General features: G+C 57.9%; 17 protein-coding genes. 10 read left to right on the top strand and 7 right to left on the bottom strand.

Annotation, left to right across the window (positions count from 1 at the left end; genetic code table 11):
* Positions 1–55: 55 nt before the first annotated feature.
* The 7 genes from L972_RS02395 to L972_RS02365 form a co-directional block, all read right to left on the bottom strand.
* Positions 56–4,894 (bottom strand): NAD-glutamate dehydrogenase, encoded by a 4,839-nt coding sequence (locus L972_RS02395; protein WP_047435060.1) that lies wholly within the window; start codon positions 4,892–4,894, stop codon positions 56–58.
* A 278-nt stretch (positions 4,895–5,172) separates the two neighbouring features.
* Complete coding sequence (locus tag L972_RS02390) at positions 5,173–5,394, bottom strand: DUF2835 family protein (RefSeq protein ID WP_005351919.1); 222 nt, start codon at positions 5,392–5,394, stop codon at positions 5,173–5,175.
* Between the two features lie 70 nt (positions 5,395–5,464).
* The gene (gene pepN, locus L972_RS02385) at positions 5,465–8,089 is read right to left on the bottom strand and encodes an aminopeptidase N (RefSeq protein ID WP_047435057.1); all 2,625 of its coding nucleotides are present in this window, start codon (positions 8,087–8,089) and stop codon (positions 5,465–5,467) included.
* A gap of 144 nt (positions 8,090–8,233) precedes the next feature.
* Positions 8,234–10,249, bottom strand: a complete 2,016-nt coding sequence (gene prc / locus L972_RS02380) for a carboxy terminal-processing peptidase (RefSeq protein WP_005351922.1) — start codon at positions 10,247–10,249, stop codon at positions 8,234–8,236.
* Between the two features lie 8 nt (positions 10,250–10,257).
* A complete protein-coding gene (gene proQ / locus L972_RS02375) occupies positions 10,258–10,896 on the bottom strand; it encodes an RNA chaperone ProQ (protein WP_047435054.1) in 639 nt (212 codons plus the stop codon).
* A gap of 102 nt (positions 10,897–10,998) precedes the next feature.
* Positions 10,999–11,457 carry a GAF domain-containing protein gene (locus L972_RS02370; RefSeq protein WP_047435051.1) on the bottom strand — a complete coding sequence of 153 codons (459 nt, stop codon included), beginning with the start codon at positions 11,455–11,457 and terminating at the stop codon, positions 10,999–11,001.
* Positions 11,458–11,550: 93 nt separating this feature from the next.
* Positions 11,551–12,012: a hypothetical protein gene (locus L972_RS02365; protein ID WP_005351925.1), complete on the bottom strand. Its 462-nt coding sequence runs from the start codon at positions 12,010–12,012 to the stop codon at positions 11,551–11,553.
* Positions 12,013–12,293: 281 nt separating this feature from the next.
* Between L972_RS02365 and ccoN the strand changes: the two genes are divergently transcribed.
* The 10 genes from ccoN to uspE all read left to right on the top strand — a co-directional run bounded on the left by ccoN (position 12,294) and on the right by uspE (position 21,551).
* A complete protein-coding gene (ccoN, locus tag L972_RS02360; RefSeq protein WP_005336616.1) occupies positions 12,294–13,718 on the top strand; it encodes a cytochrome-c oxidase, cbb3-type subunit I in 1,425 nt (474 codons plus the stop codon).
* A gap of 16 nt (positions 13,719–13,734) precedes the next feature.
* The gene (gene ccoO, locus L972_RS02355) at positions 13,735–14,349 is read left to right on the top strand and encodes a cytochrome-c oxidase, cbb3-type subunit II (protein ID WP_021230095.1); all 615 of its coding nucleotides are present in this window, start codon (positions 13,735–13,737) and stop codon (positions 14,347–14,349) included.
* Between the two features lie 10 nt (positions 14,350–14,359).
* A complete protein-coding gene (locus tag L972_RS02350) occupies positions 14,360–14,539 on the top strand; it encodes a CcoQ/FixQ family Cbb3-type cytochrome c oxidase assembly chaperone (protein ID WP_005336620.1) in 180 nt (59 codons plus the stop codon).
* Positions 14,539–15,519, top strand: a complete 981-nt coding sequence (ccoP, locus tag L972_RS02345) for a cytochrome-c oxidase, cbb3-type subunit III (RefSeq protein WP_047435046.1) — start codon at positions 14,539–14,541, stop codon at positions 15,517–15,519. The genes L972_RS02350 and ccoP overlap by 1 nt, the downstream gene beginning before the upstream one ends.
* Positions 15,520–15,660: 141 nt before the next feature.
* Entirely contained in the window at positions 15,661–16,161 is a 501-nt protein-coding gene (locus L972_RS02340) for a FixH family protein (RefSeq protein ID WP_005345427.1), read from the top strand.
* A gap of 86 nt (positions 16,162–16,247) precedes the next feature.
* Entirely contained in the window at positions 16,248–18,632 is a 2,385-nt protein-coding gene (locus L972_RS02335; RefSeq protein ID WP_047435042.1) for a heavy metal translocating P-type ATPase, read from the top strand.
* A gap of 138 nt (positions 18,633–18,770) precedes the next feature.
* Positions 18,771–18,959 carry a cbb3-type cytochrome oxidase assembly protein CcoS gene (gene ccoS, locus L972_RS20480; protein ID WP_081990675.1) on the top strand — a complete coding sequence of 63 codons (189 nt, stop codon included), beginning with the start codon at positions 18,771–18,773 and terminating at the stop codon, positions 18,957–18,959.
* Positions 18,943–19,629, top strand: a complete 687-nt coding sequence (locus L972_RS02325; RefSeq protein ID WP_047435036.1) for a sulfite exporter TauE/SafE family protein — start codon at positions 18,943–18,945, stop codon at positions 19,627–19,629. Before ccoS ends, L972_RS02325 begins: the two co-directional genes overlap by 17 nt.
* 68 nt (positions 19,630–19,697) lie before the next feature.
* Positions 19,698–20,453 carry an FNR family transcription factor gene (locus L972_RS02320; RefSeq protein WP_005351934.1) on the top strand — a complete coding sequence of 252 codons (756 nt, stop codon included), beginning with the start codon at positions 19,698–19,700 and terminating at the stop codon, positions 20,451–20,453.
* 150 nt (positions 20,454–20,603) lie between these two features.
* The gene (gene uspE, locus L972_RS02315; protein ID WP_047435033.1) at positions 20,604–21,551 is read left to right on the top strand and encodes a universal stress protein UspE; all 948 of its coding nucleotides are present in this window, start codon (positions 20,604–20,606) and stop codon (positions 21,549–21,551) included.
* The last annotated feature ends 64 nt before the right edge of the window (positions 21,552–21,615 follow it).

The following is a 21,615-nucleotide window of genomic DNA, read 5'->3' as shown; positions in this document are numbered from 1 at the left end:
CGGCAACTGGCCGGGGCTTTGGGTGTAATGTCGGTGTCATGCCTTAATCTGGCAATTAAAGTGCCCGACAATTCAACTGGAGCAGGTTCAACTCTCGCAAGGCCACCGAGAACTTGGCGAACTCGTGAGTGCTGGTGGTCTTGAAGTCGGCCAACATGTGGGTCCAACGGGACAAGAGTTGCTCATGCTCCGAAATCCAGTCGGCCAGTATGGTAGCGCATTCTCCCTGATCTTTGCACCCTTCCAGTACCACAGAAGTGAGACTGCGTTGCTGCCAGTCAAGATCTTCGCGGAAGGAAGCTCGCGCCATCGCCTGCCAGTGGTTGCCGACCGGCTGATGGTTGATCTGGTCGAGGAACCAGTGCAGATCCAGTTTGGCACCAAGGCGATAGTAGACATTGGCGGCGCGCAGGATATCGGTCTTGTGCTCCGCGGCAATCTGCGCCAGATCCAGGCTGGAGAAGAGGCTGCTCATATGGGCGACCTGACGGGCAATGGCTTCCGGCACCTGTTTCTCCATCCATTTGGCAACAGCCTGACGATGCTCGGCCACTTCGCTCTCATCCATCACCTCGTAAAGGTGCTTCCCCAAGGTCTCGAACGCCGGACGGAAGAAGGCGATGTTCTCGCTGATACTCCAGCTGCGATTGCGGGCACGCAGGAACCAGCGGGTGGCACGGCGCACGATGCGGCGGCTGTAGAACATCAGCTCGAGCTGAGTCTGGGCATCCACCAGGTTGTCGCACTCTTCGATATCGCGCCACAGCTGGTTCATGCCAAACACTTCACGGGCCATGGCGAAGCAACAGGCCACTTCGGCGACCGAGGCACCGGTCTCGTCCTTCATCCGGCTGGCGAAGTTGAGCCCCATGTCGTTAACCAGCATGTTGGCCACCCGGGTAGCGATGATCTCACCGCGTAGCGGGTGATCGGCCAGCTGGGCACCAAACTGCTGCTGCACCTGGGCCGGGAAGCTGGTGACAAGCATGTTGGCGAGGAAGGGCTCGTCGGTCACTTCCGGGCAGTTGAGCTGCTCTTTCAGCACCATCTTGCCGTAGGCCACCAGCACCGCCAGTTCGGGGCGGGTCAGCCCCTGCCCTGCCGCCATCCGTTCGGAGAGCTCCTCGTCAGAGGGGAGGAACTCGAGCGCACGATCGAGCTTGCCTTCCCGCTCCAGCCCCTGAATAAAGCGCTGTTGCTCTTTCAGTTGTTCAGAGCCGCGGAAGCTGGTGACCGAGATGGACTGGGACTGGCGATAGGCGTTGGTGATCACGATCTGCGCCACGTCGTCGGTCATCTCATACAGCATCTGGTTACGTTGCTTGAGGGTCAGATCCCCTGCGGCCACCAACTGGTTCAGCAGGATCTTGATGTTCACCTCGTTATCAGAGCAGTCCACCCCGCCGACGTTGTCGGTAAAATCGGTATTGATGCGACCGCCCTGACTGGCGTACTCCACCCGACCGAGCTGGGTAAAGCCCAGGTTACCCCCCTCGCCCACGATGCGGGCCCGCAAATCGCGGCCATTGACCCGCAGTGCGTCGTTGCTGCGATCGCCCACTTCCCCATCGCTCTCGCGAGCGCTCTTCACATAGGTGCCGATGCCGCCGTTCCACAGCAGATCGACATTGAGGCAGAGCAGCGCCTTGATCAGCTCGTTCGGCGCCATGCTGGCCTTGTCAGTGCCGAGCAGTGTCTGCATCTCGGGGCTCAGCTTGATGGACTTGGCCGAGCGCAGGAAGATGCCGCCCCCTTGTGATATCAGCTCGCGGTTGTAGTCATCCCAGCTGGAACCCGGCAGATCGAACAGGCGCTGGCGCTCGACAAAACTCTTGGCCGCATCCGGGGTCGGGTCAACGAAGATGTGCATGTGGTTGAACGCGCCCACCAGCCGGGTGTGCTCGGAGAGCAGCATGCCGTTGCCGAACACGTCGCCGGCCATGTCCCCAATCCCCACGCAAGTGAAGTCGGTGGTCTGGCAGTTGACGCCAATCTCGCGAAAATGGCGCTTGACCGACTCCCAGGCGCCACGGGCGGTGATGCCCATCTTCTTGTGGTCGTAACCGACCGAGCCGCCGGAAGCGAATGCATCGCCGAGCCAGTGGCCGTATTCGAGGCTTATTTCGTTGGCAATATCCGAGAAAGTGGCGGTCCCCTTGTCGGCGGCGACCACCAGGTAGTAGTCATCCTCATCGTGGCGCACCACGGATTTGGGCGGGATCACCTCGCCGCCGATGATGTTGTCAGTCACATCGAGTAGGCCGCGGATAAACAGGCGATAACAGGCCTTGCCTTCCTCCTGGATGATGGCACGGGGCGCCCCCACCGGCATCTGTTTGCAGTAGAAACCGCCCTTGGCCCCCACCGGCACGATGACGGTGTTCTTCACCTGTTGGGCTTTCACCAGACCCAGTACTTCGGTGCGGAAGTCCTCTTTGCGATCGGACCAGCGCAGGCCGCCACGGGCGACCTTGCCCCAGCGCAGATGCCCCCCTTCCACCCGCGGCGAGTAGACGAAGATCTCGAATTTCGGCAGCGGCAGCGGCATGTCGGTAATGCTGGAGGGAGCCAGTTTGAAGGAGATGTAGGGCTTGATGTTGCCCGCCTTGTCCAGCTGGTAGTAGTTGGTGCGCAGGGTAGCGTCGATCATCTCCACATAGCGGCGAATGATGCGATCGTCGTCCAGGTTGGCCACCTGATCCAGCTTGGCGGCAAGCTCCTCGTGCAACTTGGCTTCTGCTTTGGCATCCTGCTTGCCGGCAGGATCCAGGCGCAGTTCGAACAGGGTGAACAGCAGTTTGGCAATATCCGGGTAGCGGGTCAGAGTCTCTTCGATATAGGACTGGCTGAAGGAGACGCCGGTCTGGCGCATGTATTTGGCATAGGCGCGCAGCACCGAGACCTGACGGCCGGTGAGACCCGCCCCCAATACCAGCCGGTTGAAGCCGTCATCTTCCAGCTGCTTGTTCCAGATGGCGGCAAAGGCTTGCTGGAAGCGTTGCTGACTCTGGGCCAGATCAAAGGGCTGTTCGCCGTGCAGCAACATGGAGAAGTCGAGGATCCAGAACAGATCGCCACCCGGAGTGCGTACCTGATACGGGGTCTCGCCGATCACCCGCAGTCCCATGTTCTCCAGCATCGGCAACACGTCTGAAAGGTGAATGGGTTCGGTGCGATGGAACAGCTTGAGCCGTACCCGACGGTCGTTCTCCTCCTCCTGCGCGCGGTAGAACAGCATGCCCAGCGGCTCGGCTTCGCTCAGGTTATCAAGCGCCATGATATCGGCCACGGCCGAGCCAGGCAGCACATCTTCCTTGTAAGCACGGGGGAATGCGGTGCTGAAACGGCGGCGCAGCTCGTTGCCACGGGCCTCGCCATAGTGGGAAAGCAGCACGGAGTCGAGTCGATCGTCCCAGCTGCGGGCCGCTTCAATCAGGTTGTTCTGTACTTCGTTCACATCCACATCCACGTTGTTGTTATTGACCCGCACTATGTAGTGGGTCCGCGCCAGCACGCCTTCGGTGAAGTAGACGTTGAACTCCACCTCTTCGTTGCTGCCAAAATATTTCTGCAAAATTTGCTGGATCTTGATCCGCAGCGCCGTGTTGTAGCGCTCCTTGGTGACATAGACCATGCAGGAGAAGAAACGGCCATACACGTCGCGGCGCACGAACAGCCGCAACATGTCACGCTCCTGCATCTCCAGCACGCCAAGGCCGGTAGCCAGTAGTTCCTCTTCACGGGCCTGGATCAGCTCGTCACGGGGATAGGTTTCCAGCACGTTGAGCAGCGCCTTGTAGGCGTGGGAGCCCTTCTCGTGACCGGAGGCAGCCATGATGCGTTCGAGACGATGGCTGATGAGCGGGATCTGGGTCGCGCTGGTGTTGTAGATGGAAGAGGCGTAGAGGCCGATGAAGCGATCTTCCCCAATCACCTTGCCATGCTCGTCAAAGCGCTTGATGCCGATGTAATCCACATAAGCCGGACGGTGCACCCGGGACTTGCTGTTGGATTTGGTGAGGATCAGCAGGTCAGAGCTCAGGGCGGCGTGACGGGCGCTGGCCGGCATGTTGCCAAGACGCTGACCTACCTCCTTGATGGAGTTTTTCATCAGCCCAAGGCTGGAGCTCGCCTGCGGCAGGATCTCGTGATCCCCCTCCACTGCCTTGACGTCGTAACGACGATAGCCCATCAGGGTAAAGTTGTGGGCAGCCACCCATTTAAGGAAAGCAACGCAGGAGGCCACCTCCTCCTTGCTAACCGGGTGCTTGCGCTTGGGCAGTTCGTCGATGATCTCATTGAGCTTGGCCAGCATGGGCTGCCAGTCGCCGACTGCCAGCGCCACTTCACCGGCCACGGAGTTGAGCTCGGCAGCCAGCGCGGCCATCTGCTCCTCGCTGGTGAGGTGATCGATCTCGATAAGGAATGCCGTTTCAACCGAGGTCTGCCCGTCGGTGTTGTCGAGTTCCAGAATGGCGTCAATCTTGCCATCCGCTCCACGAATGAGGTGCAACGGTTGGTGCAGCATCATGTGGGCGGTGATATTGAGTCGCTTGAGCGCCATCCGGATGGAGTCGACCAGGAAGGGGGAGTCCTGCAGGATCACCTCGACGATGGTATGGGGCGATTGCCAGCCGTGACGGGTCAGCTCGGGGTTGTAGACCCGGATGTAGGGATCGGTACCGCTGCGCTGATTGAGGGCATTCCACAGGCTCAGGGCCGCGCCGTAGAGGTCGCTGTCATTGCGATCGTACAGGTCGGAGCTCGCCATGTTGCCGTAGAACTTGGCAACGAAGCGCTCGACCAGAGAGGCGCTGTTTTTGGGCAACTTCTGATGGATCAAGCTGAGAACGTTTTCGAGCAGAACTGAGGTAGGGGCGTCTTTCAATGCCATTTTTATATTCCTTATCGGACGACATTAACCACCGACGCAGAGGCAACCACCCTGGTTACCCGCTGGTGCAGAGTTGTTGCGAAGTGTAATGGCTTAGATAAGGGAAGGCGAGGAAAGGTGCTAACGAGATGTTAAAAACAAGGTGCAGATCACGGCTTAAACTGTGAGAAATTTTGCAAATAACCAAAAATACAGAAATTCCCACTACCTTTGTGCCAGTTTACCGGATAGATAGTGACGCAAAGCAGATAAACAGTCGGTAATCTGTTCGATTTTTGTTAATTTATGCGTTCGAGACTGATAAAGCGGTAATCGTCCTGGGTTTTGAGCCGAAAGTAGCCATGCACACCATTGATGGCGACAAAGGGCCGTATTTTTTCTATGCCAAGTTCCAGGGTCAATCCCTGTTCGCTGCGCACCACCAGCCGTCTGGCATGGCCCTGATACATCAGCATCACCTCATCGCTATTCAATGAGAGCCGAAAAGTAAACTGCTTCACGCTTGCTCCTGATCACACGACAAATCACACAATGGGGGCAGGCGCATTCACGCCCCTGCCCCGTCGACACTTACTGCTGCAGCGCCTTGCTGACCTTCTCGAACAGATCCCGTGCCAGCCCCTCAAGGTTGGCAAGACGGGTCAGCTCGGCGCGGATCAGGGCCTTGCGCGCCTCATCCAATCGCTTGAACTGGATAAGCGGAGTGATAAGGCGGGAGGCCACCTGCGGATTGACCTCGTTGAGCTCGATCAGCAGATCGGTCAGGAAGCGGTAACCGCTGCCATCCACCGCATGGAACTGCACCTGATTGCTCATGGCGAAGCTGCCGATCAGCGCCCGCAGCCGGTTCGGATTGCGAATACTGAAAGTGGGGTGATTCATCGCCTGTTTCACTTCGCTGAGTACATCGGCAGCCGGTTTGCTGCCAATCAGCCGCAGCCAGTTGTCCAGCACCAGTCCATCCTTGGCCCACTTGCCTTCAAAGTCGGCCAGCAGCGCAGCGCGGCATGGCAACAGATAGCCGTTGGCTACCTGCAGCGCCGCCAGGGTGTCGGTCATGTTGTCGGCAGTTGCATACTGCTCGCGCACCAGCGCATCGGCATGCTCCACATCCAGCGCCGCCAGATAGCCGAGCACTACCCCTTTGAGGGCCCGTTTGGCCATGTCGGCATGCACCACCTGATAGCCGCTCAGACGCAGACTCTGATAGGTCGCCGCCAAGCGCGCACCAAAGGCCTCGGCAAGACGGGTGTGGATCGCATCGCGCACCTGATGGATGGCATCGATATCGGCCACCTCGAACAGCTCGGCCAGGGTCGCTTCACCGGGCAGCGCCAGGATCTCCGCCTTGAGGGCCAAATCGAGATCGCTGTCGTCCAGAATGGCGACGAAGGCGGCCAGCAGGGTTTGGGAGAGCTCAACCCCCTGCCCGTGCTGGACCCGCGCCACCCCGTCGATGACCGCTTTGTTGATCAGCATCTGGGCCGCATCCCAGCGGGCAAACTCGTTGCGGGCAAAGCGCATCAGGAAGGCGAGCGCTTCGTCGCTGTAGTCATAGTGCAGCTTGACCGGCGCAGAGAAGTCCCGCAGCAGAGAAGGAACCGGTTTGACGGGCACTTGATCGAATTCGAAGGTCTGCTCCGCTTCCAGCACATCGAGCACGTTACCGATGGCCTTGCCCTGATACTGCAGCGCAATGACGGCACCCTGCTCGTCATATAGCTCGATATCGAGGGGGATATGCAGCGGCAGCTTTTGCGGCTGATCCTGAGTCGGCGGGGTGTGCTGGCTCACATGCAGACGGTAAACACCGCTCGCAACATCGTACTCGTCGGTCACGGTCAGCTCGGGGGTGCCGGACTGGCTGTACCAGCGACGGAAACGACCGAGATCCACACCGGAAGCATCCTCCATCGCTTGCACGAAATCATCACAAGTTGCGGCCGAGCCGTCGTGACGCTCGAAGTAGAGACGCATACCAGCCTGGAAGGCATCTTCCCCCAGCAGGGTGTGCATCATGCGGATCACTTCCGACCCCTTCTCGTAGACGGTCAGGGTGTAGAAATTGTTCATCTCGATCACCACATCCGGGCGGATCGGGTGTGCCATGGGGCCGGCATCTTCCGCAAACTGCGGGCCGCGGACGGTACGCACGTTGTTGATGCGGTTGACGCCACGGGAGCCCAGATCGGAGGAGAACTCCTGATCCCGGAATACCGTCAGCCCCTCTTTCAGGCTGAGCTGGAACCAGTCACGACAGGTGACGCGGTTGCCGGTCCAGTTGTGGAAATATTCGTGGCCGATCACCCGTTCGATGCCGTGGTAGTCGCTGTCGGTGGCGGTGGCCGGATTGGCCAGCACGAACTTGGAGTTGAAGATATTGAGCCCCTTGTTCTCCATGGCGCCCATGTTGAAGAAGTCCACCGCGACGATCATGTAAATGTCGAGATCATACTCAAGGCCGAAACGCTGTTCGTCCCAGCGCATGGAGTTGATGAGACTCTCCATGGCAAAACCGGCGCGATCGAGGTTGCCCTTGTCGACGAAGATCTCGAGGGCCACCTTGCGGCCGCTCTTGGTGGTGTAGTGGCTGCGCTCCACATCGAAATCACCGGCCACTAGGGCAAACAGGTAGCTGGGCTTGGGAAACGGATCCTGCCACTGCACGAAGTGACGGCCGCCATCCAGATCACCGCAGTCGACCTTGTTGCCATTGGAGAGCAGGAAGGGGAACTGGGCTTTGTCGGCGGTAATGCGGGTGCTGTAGCGCGCCAGAATGTCGGGGCGATCCAGATAATAGGTAATGCGGCGAAACCCTTCGGCTTCGCACTGGGTGCAGTAGGCATCACCTGATTTGTAAAGCCCTTCCAGCGCAGTGTTGGCGGCCGGATCCAGCAGGGTGACAATGGTCAGCACACATTCGGCCGGCAGGTTGAACAGGGTCAGAGTGCTCTCGCCTTGCTCGTAGTGGTCACAGGGAATGCCATCGATGGCAACGCTCTTGAGAGTCAGCTGTTCACCATCGAGGACGAGCGGCGCATTGTGCTCACCGTTGCGACGAATGCGGGTGATGGCGGTGACCTGGGTCAGCGGCTCCTGCAGTTGGAAATCGAGGTCGATGGTGTCGATCCAGTAGAGCGGCGCCTGATAATCCTGGCGATATTTGGCCGTCATGGCCTGGGAGTGATCGGTCATTATTGTCTGCTTCCACGCTTGTTAAAGGCGAGAAAGAGGCTGTCACAACCAACTGGCGGGGTCAAACAATTTGCATTACGTCAGATACGACAGACAAAAAGAAAGGGCGACCGCAGTCGCCCTTGTGCATTGGAGGTCGCCTTGTCAGCTGCGTTTGCTGACCTTGGCCAGATCTGCCGTGATATTGGCCGCTTCGATGAGATACTCATCGGGCGCTTCAAAATCAGCGGGCAGTTCATCCAGACTCTTCACCGCCGGCTTGCCAAGACGTGCCAGACGCTCGTTGGTACGTTTGAGCGCTTTCTCATCCTGTTTCGCCTGCTCTGCAACACGCTCCGCCTCGTTGAGGGAGACCGACTTCTTGTCTTTCTCCTCCTTGTAGTCGGCGATGTCCTGCATCACATAGGCAAACTCGGGATCCTTGGCGATCCGGGCATCGTGCGCCGCCTGCAACTTGGGCAATACGCTGGCGAAGTTGCCGAGTTTCTCGTAGTTGGCGGAGGCAATCTTGTCCCACGGCAACGCATTGAACTCACGGCTTTCGCCCGTCTCTTCCGGAGCAACCGGTGTCGGGAAGCTGATATCCGGCGCAACCCCCTTGTTCTGGGTGCTGCCACCGTCGATCCGGTAGAACTTGGCGATGGTGTACTGCACGTGACCCAGCGGCTGCTCGTAGAAGTCATAGACCTTGGCGAGACTGCGATGCTGCTGCACCGTCCCCTTGCCGAACGAGTTTTCACCCAGGATCAGGGCGCGGCCATAATCCTGCATGGCAGCAGCGAAGATCTCGGAGGCCGAGGCACTGTAGCGATCGATCATCACCGACATCGGGCCGCCGTAGTAGACGTTGCCATCGTCATCGCCATTGACCGTGATACGGCCCATGTGATCACGAATTTGCACCACGGGCCCGCTGGCAAAGAAGAGACCGCTCAGGGCGGAAGCTTCGGTCAGGGCGCCACCGCCGTTACCGCGCAGATCGATGATCAAGCCATCGATCTTCTTCTTGTTCAGGCTGGAGAGCTCCTTGATCACGTCGTCATGCAGATTGACGTAGAAACTCGGGATCTCGATGACGCCTATCTTCTTGCCTTCGGCGTTAATCACCTTGGACTTGGCTGCGCGGTCTTCAAGGCGCACCTTGTCGCGGGTCAGCTCGATCTGCTCGGTCTTGGCGGTTGCGCCCTTGCCGCGCTGGATTTCCAGCTTGACCTTGCTTCCCTTGGGCCCCTTGATGAGCTCGACCACGTCATCAAGACGCCAGCCAATCACATCGACAATCTTGCCATCTTCCTGCCCTACCCCGGTGATCTTGTCATCGGGTTTGAGGTGGTTGGATTTGGCAGCCGGGCCACCAGGCACCAGAGAACGGATGACGGTAAAGTCATCTTCCGCCTGCAACACGGCACCAATCCCCTCCAGCGAGAGGTTCATCTCGGTGTTGAAACGATCGGCACTGCGCGGTGAGAGGTAACTGGTGTGTGGTTCGATGGCGCGAGCGAAGGAGTTCATGAAGAGCTGGAAGACATCTTCGCTCTCGGTCTGGGACATCCGCTTGATGGCGTTGTTGTAACGCTTGCCAAGCAGCTCCTTGATCTCGGGCCACTCCTTGCCGCTGAGCTTGAGGCTCAGAGCATCGAACTTGACCCGCTGACGCCACAGCTCGTTGAGCTCTGCTTCATCTTTGGGCCAAGCCGCCCCTTCCCGATCAAACACATAGTTGTCGGTCTGGGTAAAATCGAAAGGAGTATCAAGCAGTTTGAGGGCGTATTCGAACCGCTCATAACGCCGCTGCTGACTCAGGTTGAACATCTCGTAGGCGGGAGCCAGACGGCCTCTTTCGAGGTCGGTGTCAAAACCGTTACGGTACTTTTCAAAACGGCTGATATCAGAGGCCAAAAACAGGTTGCGGCTGTAGTCCAGATTCTCCAGATATTTATCGAAAATCACGGAGGAAAAGGCATCGTCCAGCTTGAACTGTTTGTAGTGCGAGCGGGTAAACAGATTGGTAATTCGCTTGCTGGCCGTAGCATGTTGGCTCTCTTGAGCCAACACAGGCAAATCACTCTCCTTGAGCACCGGCTCGATGGCCTGTGCAAGCCCGGCAAGCGCCAGGCTACAGGCAACGAGGGAAAAACGAATTACGCCATGCTTCAACATTTGTCTCCTTAGAGAACCAAGTGCTCTGATTTGACCCGCACCATAATGCCGGTCTGCAGTTGGACCTGTACATCGTCCTTGGTTACTTCCTTGATGGTTGCCGGAACCGGGAATTTACCCATAACGACGCGCACATCCTGGCCCACTTTCAGCGTAGCGGCATCCACTTTAACCAGCGGAGCGTCAGCGACCGGTGCCTTGGCGGCAGCTTTCGGCTTGGCAGCTACATCAGCTTTCTCGGTTTTGCGCACAGCAGGACGACGGGGCTTCTTGGCCTTCTCATCCTTCTCTTTGGTATTGGTACGACGGCTGGCGAATACGCGCTCTTTGCTCTCTTTCAGAGCTTGCTTGGCGTGCTCGATGTGCTCTTCGGTCAGCAGCTCGCCCGGGTTGCCATCCAGATCAACGCGAGCCAGGCCAGCTTTAAGACCGTGCAGGTAGCGCCAGCTGGAGGTGTATTGACGCAGTGCGGAACGCAGCATGGTCTTGGAGACTCTGGCATCGTCAGCAAGACGCTCGGCCAAATCCTGGAAGATGCCAATCTTGAGCGGCTTGGCCTCTCCTTCAGCAACGAAGCAGGCCGGGAATTTCTCGACCAGGTAGGCAACGATCTCTTTACTGTTCTTCAGCTTCTCAGTGTTTTCCATGTATAACCTTGGCTTTCATATAAACGCACGGGCACGTCCCGAGCACAACAAAGGCCCCATTATAGAGAGCTTGGGGCCTTTTGCGAACCATCTAGCAATGACTTAGAGCATGCTTTCCAAAATTTGCACCGTTTCTTCGAGGCCAATCCGGTCTTCCTGGTCGAAACGGTTAAAAATCGGACTGTCGATATCGAGCACCCCGATGATCTCGCCACCACAGCGCACCGGGATCACGATTTCCGAGTTGCTCGCGCCATCGCAAGCGATGTGACCGTCGAACTGGTGGACATCGTCAATGAGCTGGGTTCTCCCCTCTGCCACTGCCGTACCACACACCCCGCGGCCGACCGGGATCCGCACGCAGGCCGGTTTACCCTGAAATGGCCCCAATACCAGGGTCTCGCCCTGCAACAGATAAAAACCGACCCAGTTGATCTCCGCCAGCTCCTGATTCAGCAGCGCGGAGAGGTTGGCCAAATTGGCAATCAGATCGGTTTCCCCCTCCAGCAGCGCCTTGGCCTGCTGGTTGAGGGTGCGATAAAACGGTTGTTTTTCAATCATGATTAAATGAACTTCACTCCCTGATGGTTTGGGGAAGGTAACGCCTGGCCGGGAAATTTCAAATATTTTTTCCACTCCCCACCTCTTGCGCCGTTATTCCCGGGCAACGGAAAGCGCCAATTGCTGGCGTTGACCATTACTCCACTCGATATTTAACAACCAGATCATGACGGGTGATGTACAGCTCCCCACCTGGGTCACCCCCTGCCACTGTCCGTCTATTTCTTCAAAACTCACCGGAATGGTGCCCATAAACATATCTTTGCCTTCGAGTGTCGCTTTCACCGGTTTGATGGCCGGATCGCCGCCGGTAATAGCGATGGCAAAGTCATGTTCAGCGCGCAGCGGTAATTCCTTGATGGCGACCGTCAGTGGCTTGTCACCAATCAGCGCGCTGCAAGGGGTGTGGGAAAGATCACAAATTTGATCTTTTTTCTGGTCAGCAGAGACGCTGTTATCGGCCGAAAACCAGGTGCGATAGGCCATCAGCGCCAATAACAGCGCCAATACCAGTACGAGGTGCAAAACTTTACGTGCGGTAAGTCTCTCTTTCATCAAAAACAGCCCGATTAAGATGCAATTAAAATAGTTTTTTGTGATCTCGAACAAGGTAAAAAACTGCCATATCGAGACCGGACGGAGCCAAATATATCACTGTTTATACTGTTATTTTACCTGTCAGTTCAGTATCATTCCCATGCAGTTTTCATTTAGCCATCTTTTGCTTTTCCTTTCGTTAACAGATGTTAACAACTGGTCGGCGGTGGCTGATGAAGCCAGTCCGGTCCTCCGGATACAAAACCAAACAACAGCAGCATCGGAAGCGGAATATAACGATGAGCCATACAACTAACCATCCTGAGTACAACTACACCGTTGTTCGCCAGTTTACCGTCATGACGATTGTCTGGGGAATTGTCGGCATGTCGGTTGGCGTACTGATCGCAGCCCAGTTGATCTGGCCTGCCCTCAACTTCGAGACCCCGTGGCTGACTTACAGTCGTCTGCGGCCCCTCCATACCAACGCAGTGATCTTCGCCTTTGGCGTCAGTGCACTGATGGCCACCTCGTTCTACGTGGTGCAACGCACCTGTCAAACCAGACTGTTTGGTGGCCCACTGGCAACCTTCGTCTTCTGGGGCTGGCAAGCAATCATCCTCTCTGCCGCCATCTCTCTGCCGCTGGGTTACACCTCCGCCAAAGAGTATGCCGAGCTGGAGTGGCCGATTGATATCGCCATCACTGTGGTATGGGTCGCCTATGCCATCGTCTTCTTCGGCACCCTGATGAAGCGCACCACCTCCCACATCTATGTGGCGAACTGGTTCTTCGGCGCCTTCATCATCACGGTCGCCGTGCTGCACATTGTCAACAACATGGAAGTGCCGCTCTCCGGCATGAAGTCCTACTCCATGTACTCCGGCGCCATGGACGCCATGGTACAGTGGTGGTATGGCCACAACGCGGTAGGCTTCCTGCTGACCGCCGGCTTCCTGGGGATGATGTACTACTTCGTGCCCAAGCAAGCCGGTCGTCCGGTTTACTCCTATCGCCTCTCCATCGTGCACTTCTGGGCGCTGATCTCCCTCTATATCTGGGCCGGTCCGCACCACCTGCACTACACCGCACTGCCTGACTGGGCTCAGTCGCTGGGCATGGTGATGTCCCTGATCCTGTTCGTACCCTCTTGGGGCGGCATGATCAACGGCATCATGACCCTCTCCGGTGCCTGGCACAAACTGCGTTATGACCCCATCCTGCGCTTCCTGATCGTCTCTCTCTCTTTCTACGGCATGTCGACCTTCGAAGGCCCGATGATGGCGATCAAAACCGTCAACGCCCTCTCCCACTACACCGACTGGACCGTTGGTCACGTTCACTCCGGTGCGCTGGGCTGGGTTGCCATGGTCTCCATCGGTGCGGTTTACCATCTGATCCCGAACCTGTTCGGCCAGGGCCGGATGTACAGCGTCAAGCTGATCAACGTTCACTTCTGGCTGGCGACTGTGGGCACCGTGCTCTACATCGTTGCCATGTGGATTTCCGGCGTGATGCAGGGCCTGATGTGGCGTGCAGTCAACGAAGACGGCACCCTGACCTACAGCTTCGTTGAAGCGCTGCAGGCATCCTATCCCTTCTATTTCGTGCGCTTCCTGGGTGGCTGCTTCTTCGTCACCGGCATGTTGCTGATGGCTTACAACGCCTATCGCACCATCACTGCGCCCAAAGGTTCTCTGGAACCTGTCGCCCAGCCAGCATGATTGAAGAGGTCAACCCATGAGCAACAATAACCGTCACGAAATATTTGAAAAAAGCGTTCCCATGCTGGTGGTCGGCATCATCTTCGCAATCAGTCTGGGGGGCCTGGTTGAAATCACTCCGCTGTTCTTCCAGAAGCAAACCACCGAGCCGGTGGAGGGCCTCAAGCCCTACACCGCTCTGCAGATGGAAGGGCGCGACATCTTCATTCGCGAAGGCTGCACCAACTGCCACAGCCAGATGATCCGTCCGTTCCGTGCCGAAACCGAACGTTACGGTCACTACTCTGTCGCAGGTGAGAGCGTCTGGGAGCACCCCTTCCTGTGGGGCTCCAAGCGTACTGGTCCGGATCTGGCCCGTGTCGGTGGCCGCTACTCCGACGAGTGGCACAAGGTTCACCTGATCAACCCGCGCGATGTGGTACCGGAATCCAACATGCCCGCCTACCCCTGGCTTGATACCAACGTGCTGACTGGCGAGATGACCGGCAAAAAACTGGCGCTGTTCCGCGATCACTTCGGTGTGCCCTATACCGACGCCGATATTCAGGGTGCTGGCGAAGCCGTGAAGGGTAAAACCGAGCTGGATGCGCTGGTGGCCTATCTGCAATCACTGGGTCATGCCCTGAAATAAGGAGGCGAAAATGGACTACGGCACATTTCGCGGTCTGTATACCTTGCTGTTGATGGCCATCATGATTGGCATCATCGTCTGGGCCTACAGCAAACGCCGCAAGACCTCTTTCGACGAGGCTGCCAATCTGGTTTTTGCCGATGATGAGCAACCCGGTGCTGATAAAAAGAACGCAGGAGCGAAACAATAATGAGCACTCTGTTTAGCATTTTTGTGACTGTCATCAGTCTGGGAACCATCCTCGGCTGCTTCTTGCTGCTGATGTGGTGCCGCAAGGACAAGATGGGTGTTGAAGAAGGCAAATCGATGGGTCACTCCTTCGATGGCATCGAGGAGATCAACAACCCGCTGCCGAAGTGGTGGACTTACATGTTCCTCTTCTTCATCGTCACCGGTCTGGTCTATCTGATCGCCTTCCCGGGGCTTGGCAACTTCAAAGGCCTTCTGGGCTGGCAAAGTTCCAACCAGGACGTGCGCTCGCTGGCAGAGTCCAAGGCTGCAACCGAATCGGCTAAGGCCGAAGGTCGCGCAGTGGAGTATGACCGCGAGGTCGCCAAGGCTGACGAGATCTACGGCGCCAAGTTCCGTGAACTCACCTACGAAGCGGATGGCAAAACCTATCGAGCCATCACCGAGATCGCCAAGGATCCGGAAGCCCTGAAAGTGGGTCAGCGTCTGTTCCTGCAGAACTGCTCCCAGTGCCACGGCTCCGATGCCCGTGGTGGCCGCGGCTTCCCGAACCTGACCGACAGCGAATGGCAATGGGGCGGCCAGCCTGATCAAATCAAGACCACCATCATGGGCGGTCGTCAGGGGATCATGGCTGCCTGGGGTGAAATCCTCGGCAAAGATGGCGTTCAGGAAGTGGCCTCCTATGTGCTGAGCCTCTCCGGTCGCAAGGTTGACCTGGTGGAAGCGAAGAAAGGTGAAGCCCGCTTCGCCATCTGCGCAGCTTGCCACGGTGCCGATGCCAAGGGCGGTATTGCCGTCGGGGCGCCAGATCTGACCAACAACACCTGGCTCTACGGTGGCTCCCGCGAAGTGGTGGTACAAACCATCACCCACGGTCGTCACGGCGTGATGCCAGCCTGGAAAGATATTCTGGGTGAGGACAAGGTTCACCTGCTGGCCTCCTACGTTTACAGCCTGTCCCATCAGCCTGCTAAATAAAGGTCGCTCACATAAGTCGTAACATGTGATAAACACGTGATTACACAGCAAAAAGCCTCGACTCCTCGAGGCTTTTTGTTATCTTGTGTTACGTAAAAACCATCTTCCACGTTAATCATTCGTTTCATGGCAGTAGCAATCATGACCCAACCTCTATCCAAACCGTGGTATCGCCAATTCTGGCCCTGGTTTATCATCGCCCTCCCCACTGCCGCCGTTGTTGGCAGCATCGCCACCGCCATCATCGCCAGCAAGGATGGGGTCAATCTGGTGGCCGAGGACTATTACAAACAAGGGAAAGAGATCAATCAGGACTTGAGCAAGTTTGACCGCTCCGAAGCGCTCAATATCCGCTTTGGGCTGGAGGTTGACGGCAACGAGCTGACCCTCAAACCCATCAGCGGTGACATTCCTGCCGGGCAAGCTCTCTATCTCTCATTGTTCCACCCGACCTTGGCCGGTCAGGACAGCGAACACATGATCACCGCCGATGCGAGCGGCACCTATCGCCTCCATTTCGACAAGCCGCTGGTCGGCAAGTGGCACATTCGGGTCGATGCCTTCGATCACCAGTGGCGATTGCAAGAGACCGTCCAGCTGCCCACCCTGGCCCCTGTCGAACTCGACCCGAAAGGACGCTAAGCCATGACCGGCTGTTCTCACTGTGGCGAGCCGGTGCTCGCCAGTGCCCCTGCTGCTTGCATTCTGCATTCAGGGAGGCATAACGCATGACCCCCTGCTTTCATTGTGGCGAGCCGGTACCCGCCAATAGTGGCTATTCCCTCGAGATAAAGGGGATTGTTCGCCCCATGTGCTGCCCCGGTTGTCAGGCGGTGGCAGAAACCATCATGGAGTGCGGCCTTGCCAGCTACTACGACCACCGCACCGCCCCCGGTACCAAAGGGGATCTGGTACCCGAGGAGCTGGCCGCCCTCACCCACTACGATCTGGCAGAAGTGCAACAGGATTTTGTCACCGACAACGGTACCCTTCGCGAAATCCAGCTGACAGTAGAAGGGCTAACCTGCGCCGCCTGTGCCTGGCTTATCGAACGCCACCTGATGACTCTTGGCGGCCTGCGCTACATCAATGTCAACACCACCACCCACCGGGCCCGCATCAAGTGGGATCCGGACCAGCTCTCCCTGAGTGACATCCTCAAGGGATTTGCCCAGATCGGCTATCGCGCCTACCCGTTTCAGACCCATCAACAGGAGGCGCTCTACGCCAAAGAGGTCCGCAGCTATATGTTCCGGCTGGCACTGGCAGGGCTTGGCTCGATGCAGGTGATGATGTGCGCCGTGGCCCTCTACATGGATCTCTTCATCAGCGTTGAAGATGAGTTCATGGTCTACTTCAAGTGGATAAGCCTGCTGCTCTCTACCCCCATCATGATCTATTCAGCCCAGCCCTTTTACGTGGGTGCCTGGCGCAGCCTGAAACAGGGTCACTTGTCGATGGATGTGTCGGTGTCGCTGGCGCTGATCGGGGCTTTTATCGCCTCCATGTGGGCCACCGTGTTCAATACCGGTGAGGTCTATTACGACTCCATCACCATGTTCGTCTTCTTCCTGCTGCTGGGGCGCTTTCTCGAGTTGCGGGCCCGGCGCAAGGCGTCGGAATCGAGCTCCAACCTGGCGCGACTGGTGCCCATCATGGCGACCCGCATCGATGATGAAGGGGAACATGAGGTAGCAGCCAAGACCTTGCAGGTCGGCGATCGGGTACGTGTGCTGGCTGGCGCCACCTTGCCGGCGGACGGCATCATTGTCGAAGGACAAGCCAGCATCAACGAATCCATGCTGACCGGTGAACAGCTGCCCCTGCTCAAACAGCGCGGTGATCAGGTCTATGCCGGCACCATCAACACGGATGCGCCGCTGCAGATCCGGGTCAGCCACCGTATTGAAGAGTCGCGGATCGCCCAGATCATGCGGCTGCAGGATCACGCCCTCGACGACAAACCGGCCATCGCCCAGATGGCGGATCAGCTGTCGCGCCACTTTATTCTGGTGCTGCTGATCATTGCCGCCGCGGTCTGGACCTTCTGGCACTTCCATCAACCGGATCAGGCGTTCTGGGTCACCCTCGCCGTGCTGGTTGCCACCTGCCCCTGTGCCCTGTCGCTGGCCACCCCGACGGCGCTGACCTCGGCCACCGCCAATCTGACCCGTAACGGCATTCTGCTGCGCCGTGGTCATGTGCTGGACGTGCTGACCAAGGCCAACCGGATCGTGATGGACAAGACTGGCACCCTGACCACAGGGGAAATCAGCTTGACCGGCACCACCACCTTGGCAGACGTGGACGAGGCGCAATGCCTTGCCATCGCTCGGGCCATGGAGGCGCAATCCGAACACCCGATTGCCCGCGCCTTCCGGCTACCTGCCGACAGTATCAGTGTGCTGCCATCCGCCCGCGAGATCACCCCGGTCATCGGTCACGGCATAACAGCGCTGGTGGATGGCGTACGCTACCGCATCGGCAGTGCCCGCTGGCTTGGGCTGGATCCGGCGCAAGAGCGCGGCCGCGGTCTGGCTATCTATCTGGCCGACGAGCAGCAGGTCTTGGCCCGCTTCAATCTGGAAGATACCCTGCGCCCCGATGCCAGGGCGCTGATCGCGGCATTCAAGGCGGCAGGTCTGCAAACTACCGTGCTGACTGGCGACAGCTCTTTGCAGGCAGACGAGATTGCCCGGGAACTGGGGGTGGATGAGCTGGTCAAGGGGGTCTCACCCGATGGCAAGCTGGCCTACCTCAAGGCCCGGGAAACCCAAGGGGATATCAGCATCATGGTGGGCGATGGCATCAACGACGCCCCGGTACTGGCTGGCGCTCACGCCTCGTTTGCCATGGCTGGTGGCACCGATCTGGCGAAAAACAGCGCCGACGCCATCCTGCTGGCCGATGACCTGAGCCGACTGCTCGAGGCCAGAGTGCTGGCAATGCGTACCCGCAAGATCATCATCGAGAACTTCGCCTGGTCCATCGGTTACAACCTGCTGGTGCTGCCGCTCGCGGCCTGCGGCTGGCTGCCCCCCTATCTGGCGGCGGCGGGTATGTCGCTCAGCTCACTCATCGTGGTAACCAACTCCATGCGCCTCAACCGATGAGGCTGGTGGCGGAAAATAGCTGAAAATATGGCCTGCCTCCGATGCAGGCCACATTTCTCACTGATAGCGGCTGGCCCTCTGCCCGAACAGGGTTACCATAGGGGACGCTTGCCAAGGATGAACGCCAAGGTACCTCTCATGAATATAATTTTTGTCCTGATCCCCATCGCTATCCTGTTTGTGATCATCGCCGGGGTCGTCTTCTTCTGGGCCATTCGCTCCGAACAGTTTGAAGATCTCGACCGGCAGGGTTCCAACATCCTGTTTGACGAAGAGCAACCTGCCCACAAACCCGCAAAGCCTGCTGACCATGACCCACAACCTTGATCTGGCCGGCGCCCTGCTGGTCGGACTGGCAGGCTCTGCCCACTGTATTGGCATGTGCGGTGGCGTCTCCGCCGCGCTCTCCATGGCGATCCCAGCCAACAAGCAGCATTTTTGGGGGCGACTCGCCTATCTGCTCAACTACAACCTCGGCCGGATCCTGAGCTATGTGATTGCAGGTGCACTGGTGGGCGGCCTGCTCGCCACAACCAGCGAGCTGGGCGCAGGCAAACACGCTATTGCCGGCTTGCGCTTGGTGGCGGCGCTGCTGATGATTGCGCTTGGTCTCTATCTGGCGGGCTGGTGGCAAGGGATCTTGCTGCTGGAGCGGCTCGGCGCAAGACTTTGGCCCCGAATCAAACCGCTGGCGGGCAAGTTTCTCCCCTTCACCTCACCTGTGCAGGCACTGCCCTTTGGCATGGTGTGGGGTTGGCTCCCCTGCGGGCTGGTCTACTCCATGCTGACCTGGAGCGCGGCGGCCGGTTCGGCCAGTGGCGGGGCGCTGATCATGCTCTTTTTTGGTCTCGGCACCCTGCCCACCTTGTTCGCGCTCGGGGGACTCGCTGATCGCCTGAGACACTGGCTCACCCTGCGCAGTTTGCGCCTTGGCGGTGCCCTGCTGCTCATTTTGTTCGGGGTGCATACCTTCTGGATTGGCATTGCTTCCTTTTGAAACCCTATCCAAAACGGATGAGTTGATGGTAAACTTGTTTGATATAAATCAATTATTCGTATGAGCCTATGATCCCGGAAAAGAAACCTGGCAGACGTATCCAGAGCGGTGGCTGTGCAATTCATTGCCAGGATTGCAGCATCAGTCAGCTCTGTATCCCCTTCACTCTGAACGACAACGAGCTTGATCAGCTGGACAGCATCATCGAGCGCAAGAAGCCGATCCAGAAGGGTGAAGAGCTGTTTAAGGCTGGCGATGAGTTCAAATCGCTCTATGCCATCCGTTCCGGGACCATCAAGTCTTACACCATCACCGAGCAAGGGGATGAGCAGATCACTGCATTCCACCTCGCTGGCGATCTGGTCGGTTTTGATGCCATCAACAAGCAGGCCCACCCCTCCTTCGCCCAGGCGCTGGAAACGGCCATGGTGTGCGAGATCCCGTTTGAAGTGCTGGATGATCTCTCCGGCAAGATGCCCAAACTGCGCCAGCAGATCATGCGTCTGATGAGCAGCGAAATCATGGGCGATCAGGAGATGATCCTGCTGCTCTCCAAGAAGAATGCGGAAGAGCGCCTCGCCGCCTTCCTGCACAATCTGTCGGTACGCTTCTCCGAGCGCGGTTTCTCCGCCAAGGAGTTCCGTCTCTCCATGACCCGTGGTGACATTGGCAACTATCTGGGGCTGACCGTTGAGACCATCAGTCGTCTGCTCGGCCGCTTCCAGAAGTCCGGTCTCATCAGCGTCAAAGGCAAATACATTACCGTGCTGGATCAGGTCGCCCTTGGCATGATGGCCGGTGCTACTCGCCCGCCCTGCGGCTGATTTTCCGCTTACCCGCTCACTTTTCTCCTGCTTTCCCTGCCGGATCCTTTCCTCTGGAATGTGATCCGGTACGTTCCCCATACCCTCCTCCTGCGCTAAGCTGTAATGGCTAAGATTCTGCTGTCATTGGACTTTTCCAAGGAGGAGAAGATGGTCAAATATCAGAATATTCTGGTGGTTATCAATCCAGAAGAGGAGCGTCAAATCGCCCTCGAACGGGCAGTCAAAGTCGCCGAGCTGGACGAAAACGCCCATCTGACCCTGCTGCTCACCATCTATGACTTCTCGTATGAAATGACTGCCATGCTCTCGGTGGACGAGCGGCAAGAGATGCGCGACGGCGTCATTTCACAGCGACGTGAGTGGCTGGACGAGATCCTGACCCCCTATCGGGCACAGGGGATCGAATGCGAAGTGAAAGTGGTCTGGCACAATCGTCCCTTCGAGTGTGTCATTCAGGAAGTGCTGGAGCAGCGACACGATCTGGTGGTCAAAGCCACTCACCATCACAGCTTCCTGCAAACCTTCATCTTTACCCCCACCGACTGGCACCTGCTACGCAAATGCCCCTGTCCAGTGCTGCTGGTCAAGGAGGGCAACTGGCAACGGGGCGGCAACATCATCGCCGCCATCAACTGCTCAAGCGACGATCCGGATCAGAAACTGCTCAACGAACGGATCACCCAGGAGGGAAGCGACATCGCCGAGCTGCTGGGCTCCAATCTCTATCTGGTCAACACCTACCCGGGCACCCCGGTCAACGTGGCCATCGAGCTGCCGGAGTTTGATCCCAACGCCTATAACGAAGCGATCCGCAAACACCACGAAAGCCTGCTGCTCAGCCATGCCGACAAGTTCGGGATCGGTCATCTCTGGACCCGGGTTGCAGAGGGGCTACCGGAAGAGGTGTTGCCGGATATGGCCGAAGAGCTCAAGGCGACCCTGATGATCATGGGCTGCGTCGGCCGTACCGGTCTTTCTGCAGCTTTGCTCGGCAATACCGCCGAACATGTGATTGACCGCCTCTCCTGCGACATCCTGATCCTCAAACCGGCCGACTACAGCTGCCCGGTCGACAGTCGTCGCAATCAATCATAAGGTGCCTGGCACCTTGCCCTCCCCCGGGACATGGATATAATAACGCGCTTATTTGTGTCCCGGG

This window comes from Aeromonas sp. ZOR0001, assembly GCF_000801015.1.
Taxonomy (GTDB): domain Bacteria; phylum Pseudomonadota; class Gammaproteobacteria; order Enterobacterales; family Aeromonadaceae; genus Aeromonas; species Aeromonas veronii.
The sequence above is the reverse complement of the archived record's forward strand: the minus strand, read 5'-3'. Positions and strand labels throughout refer to the sequence as shown.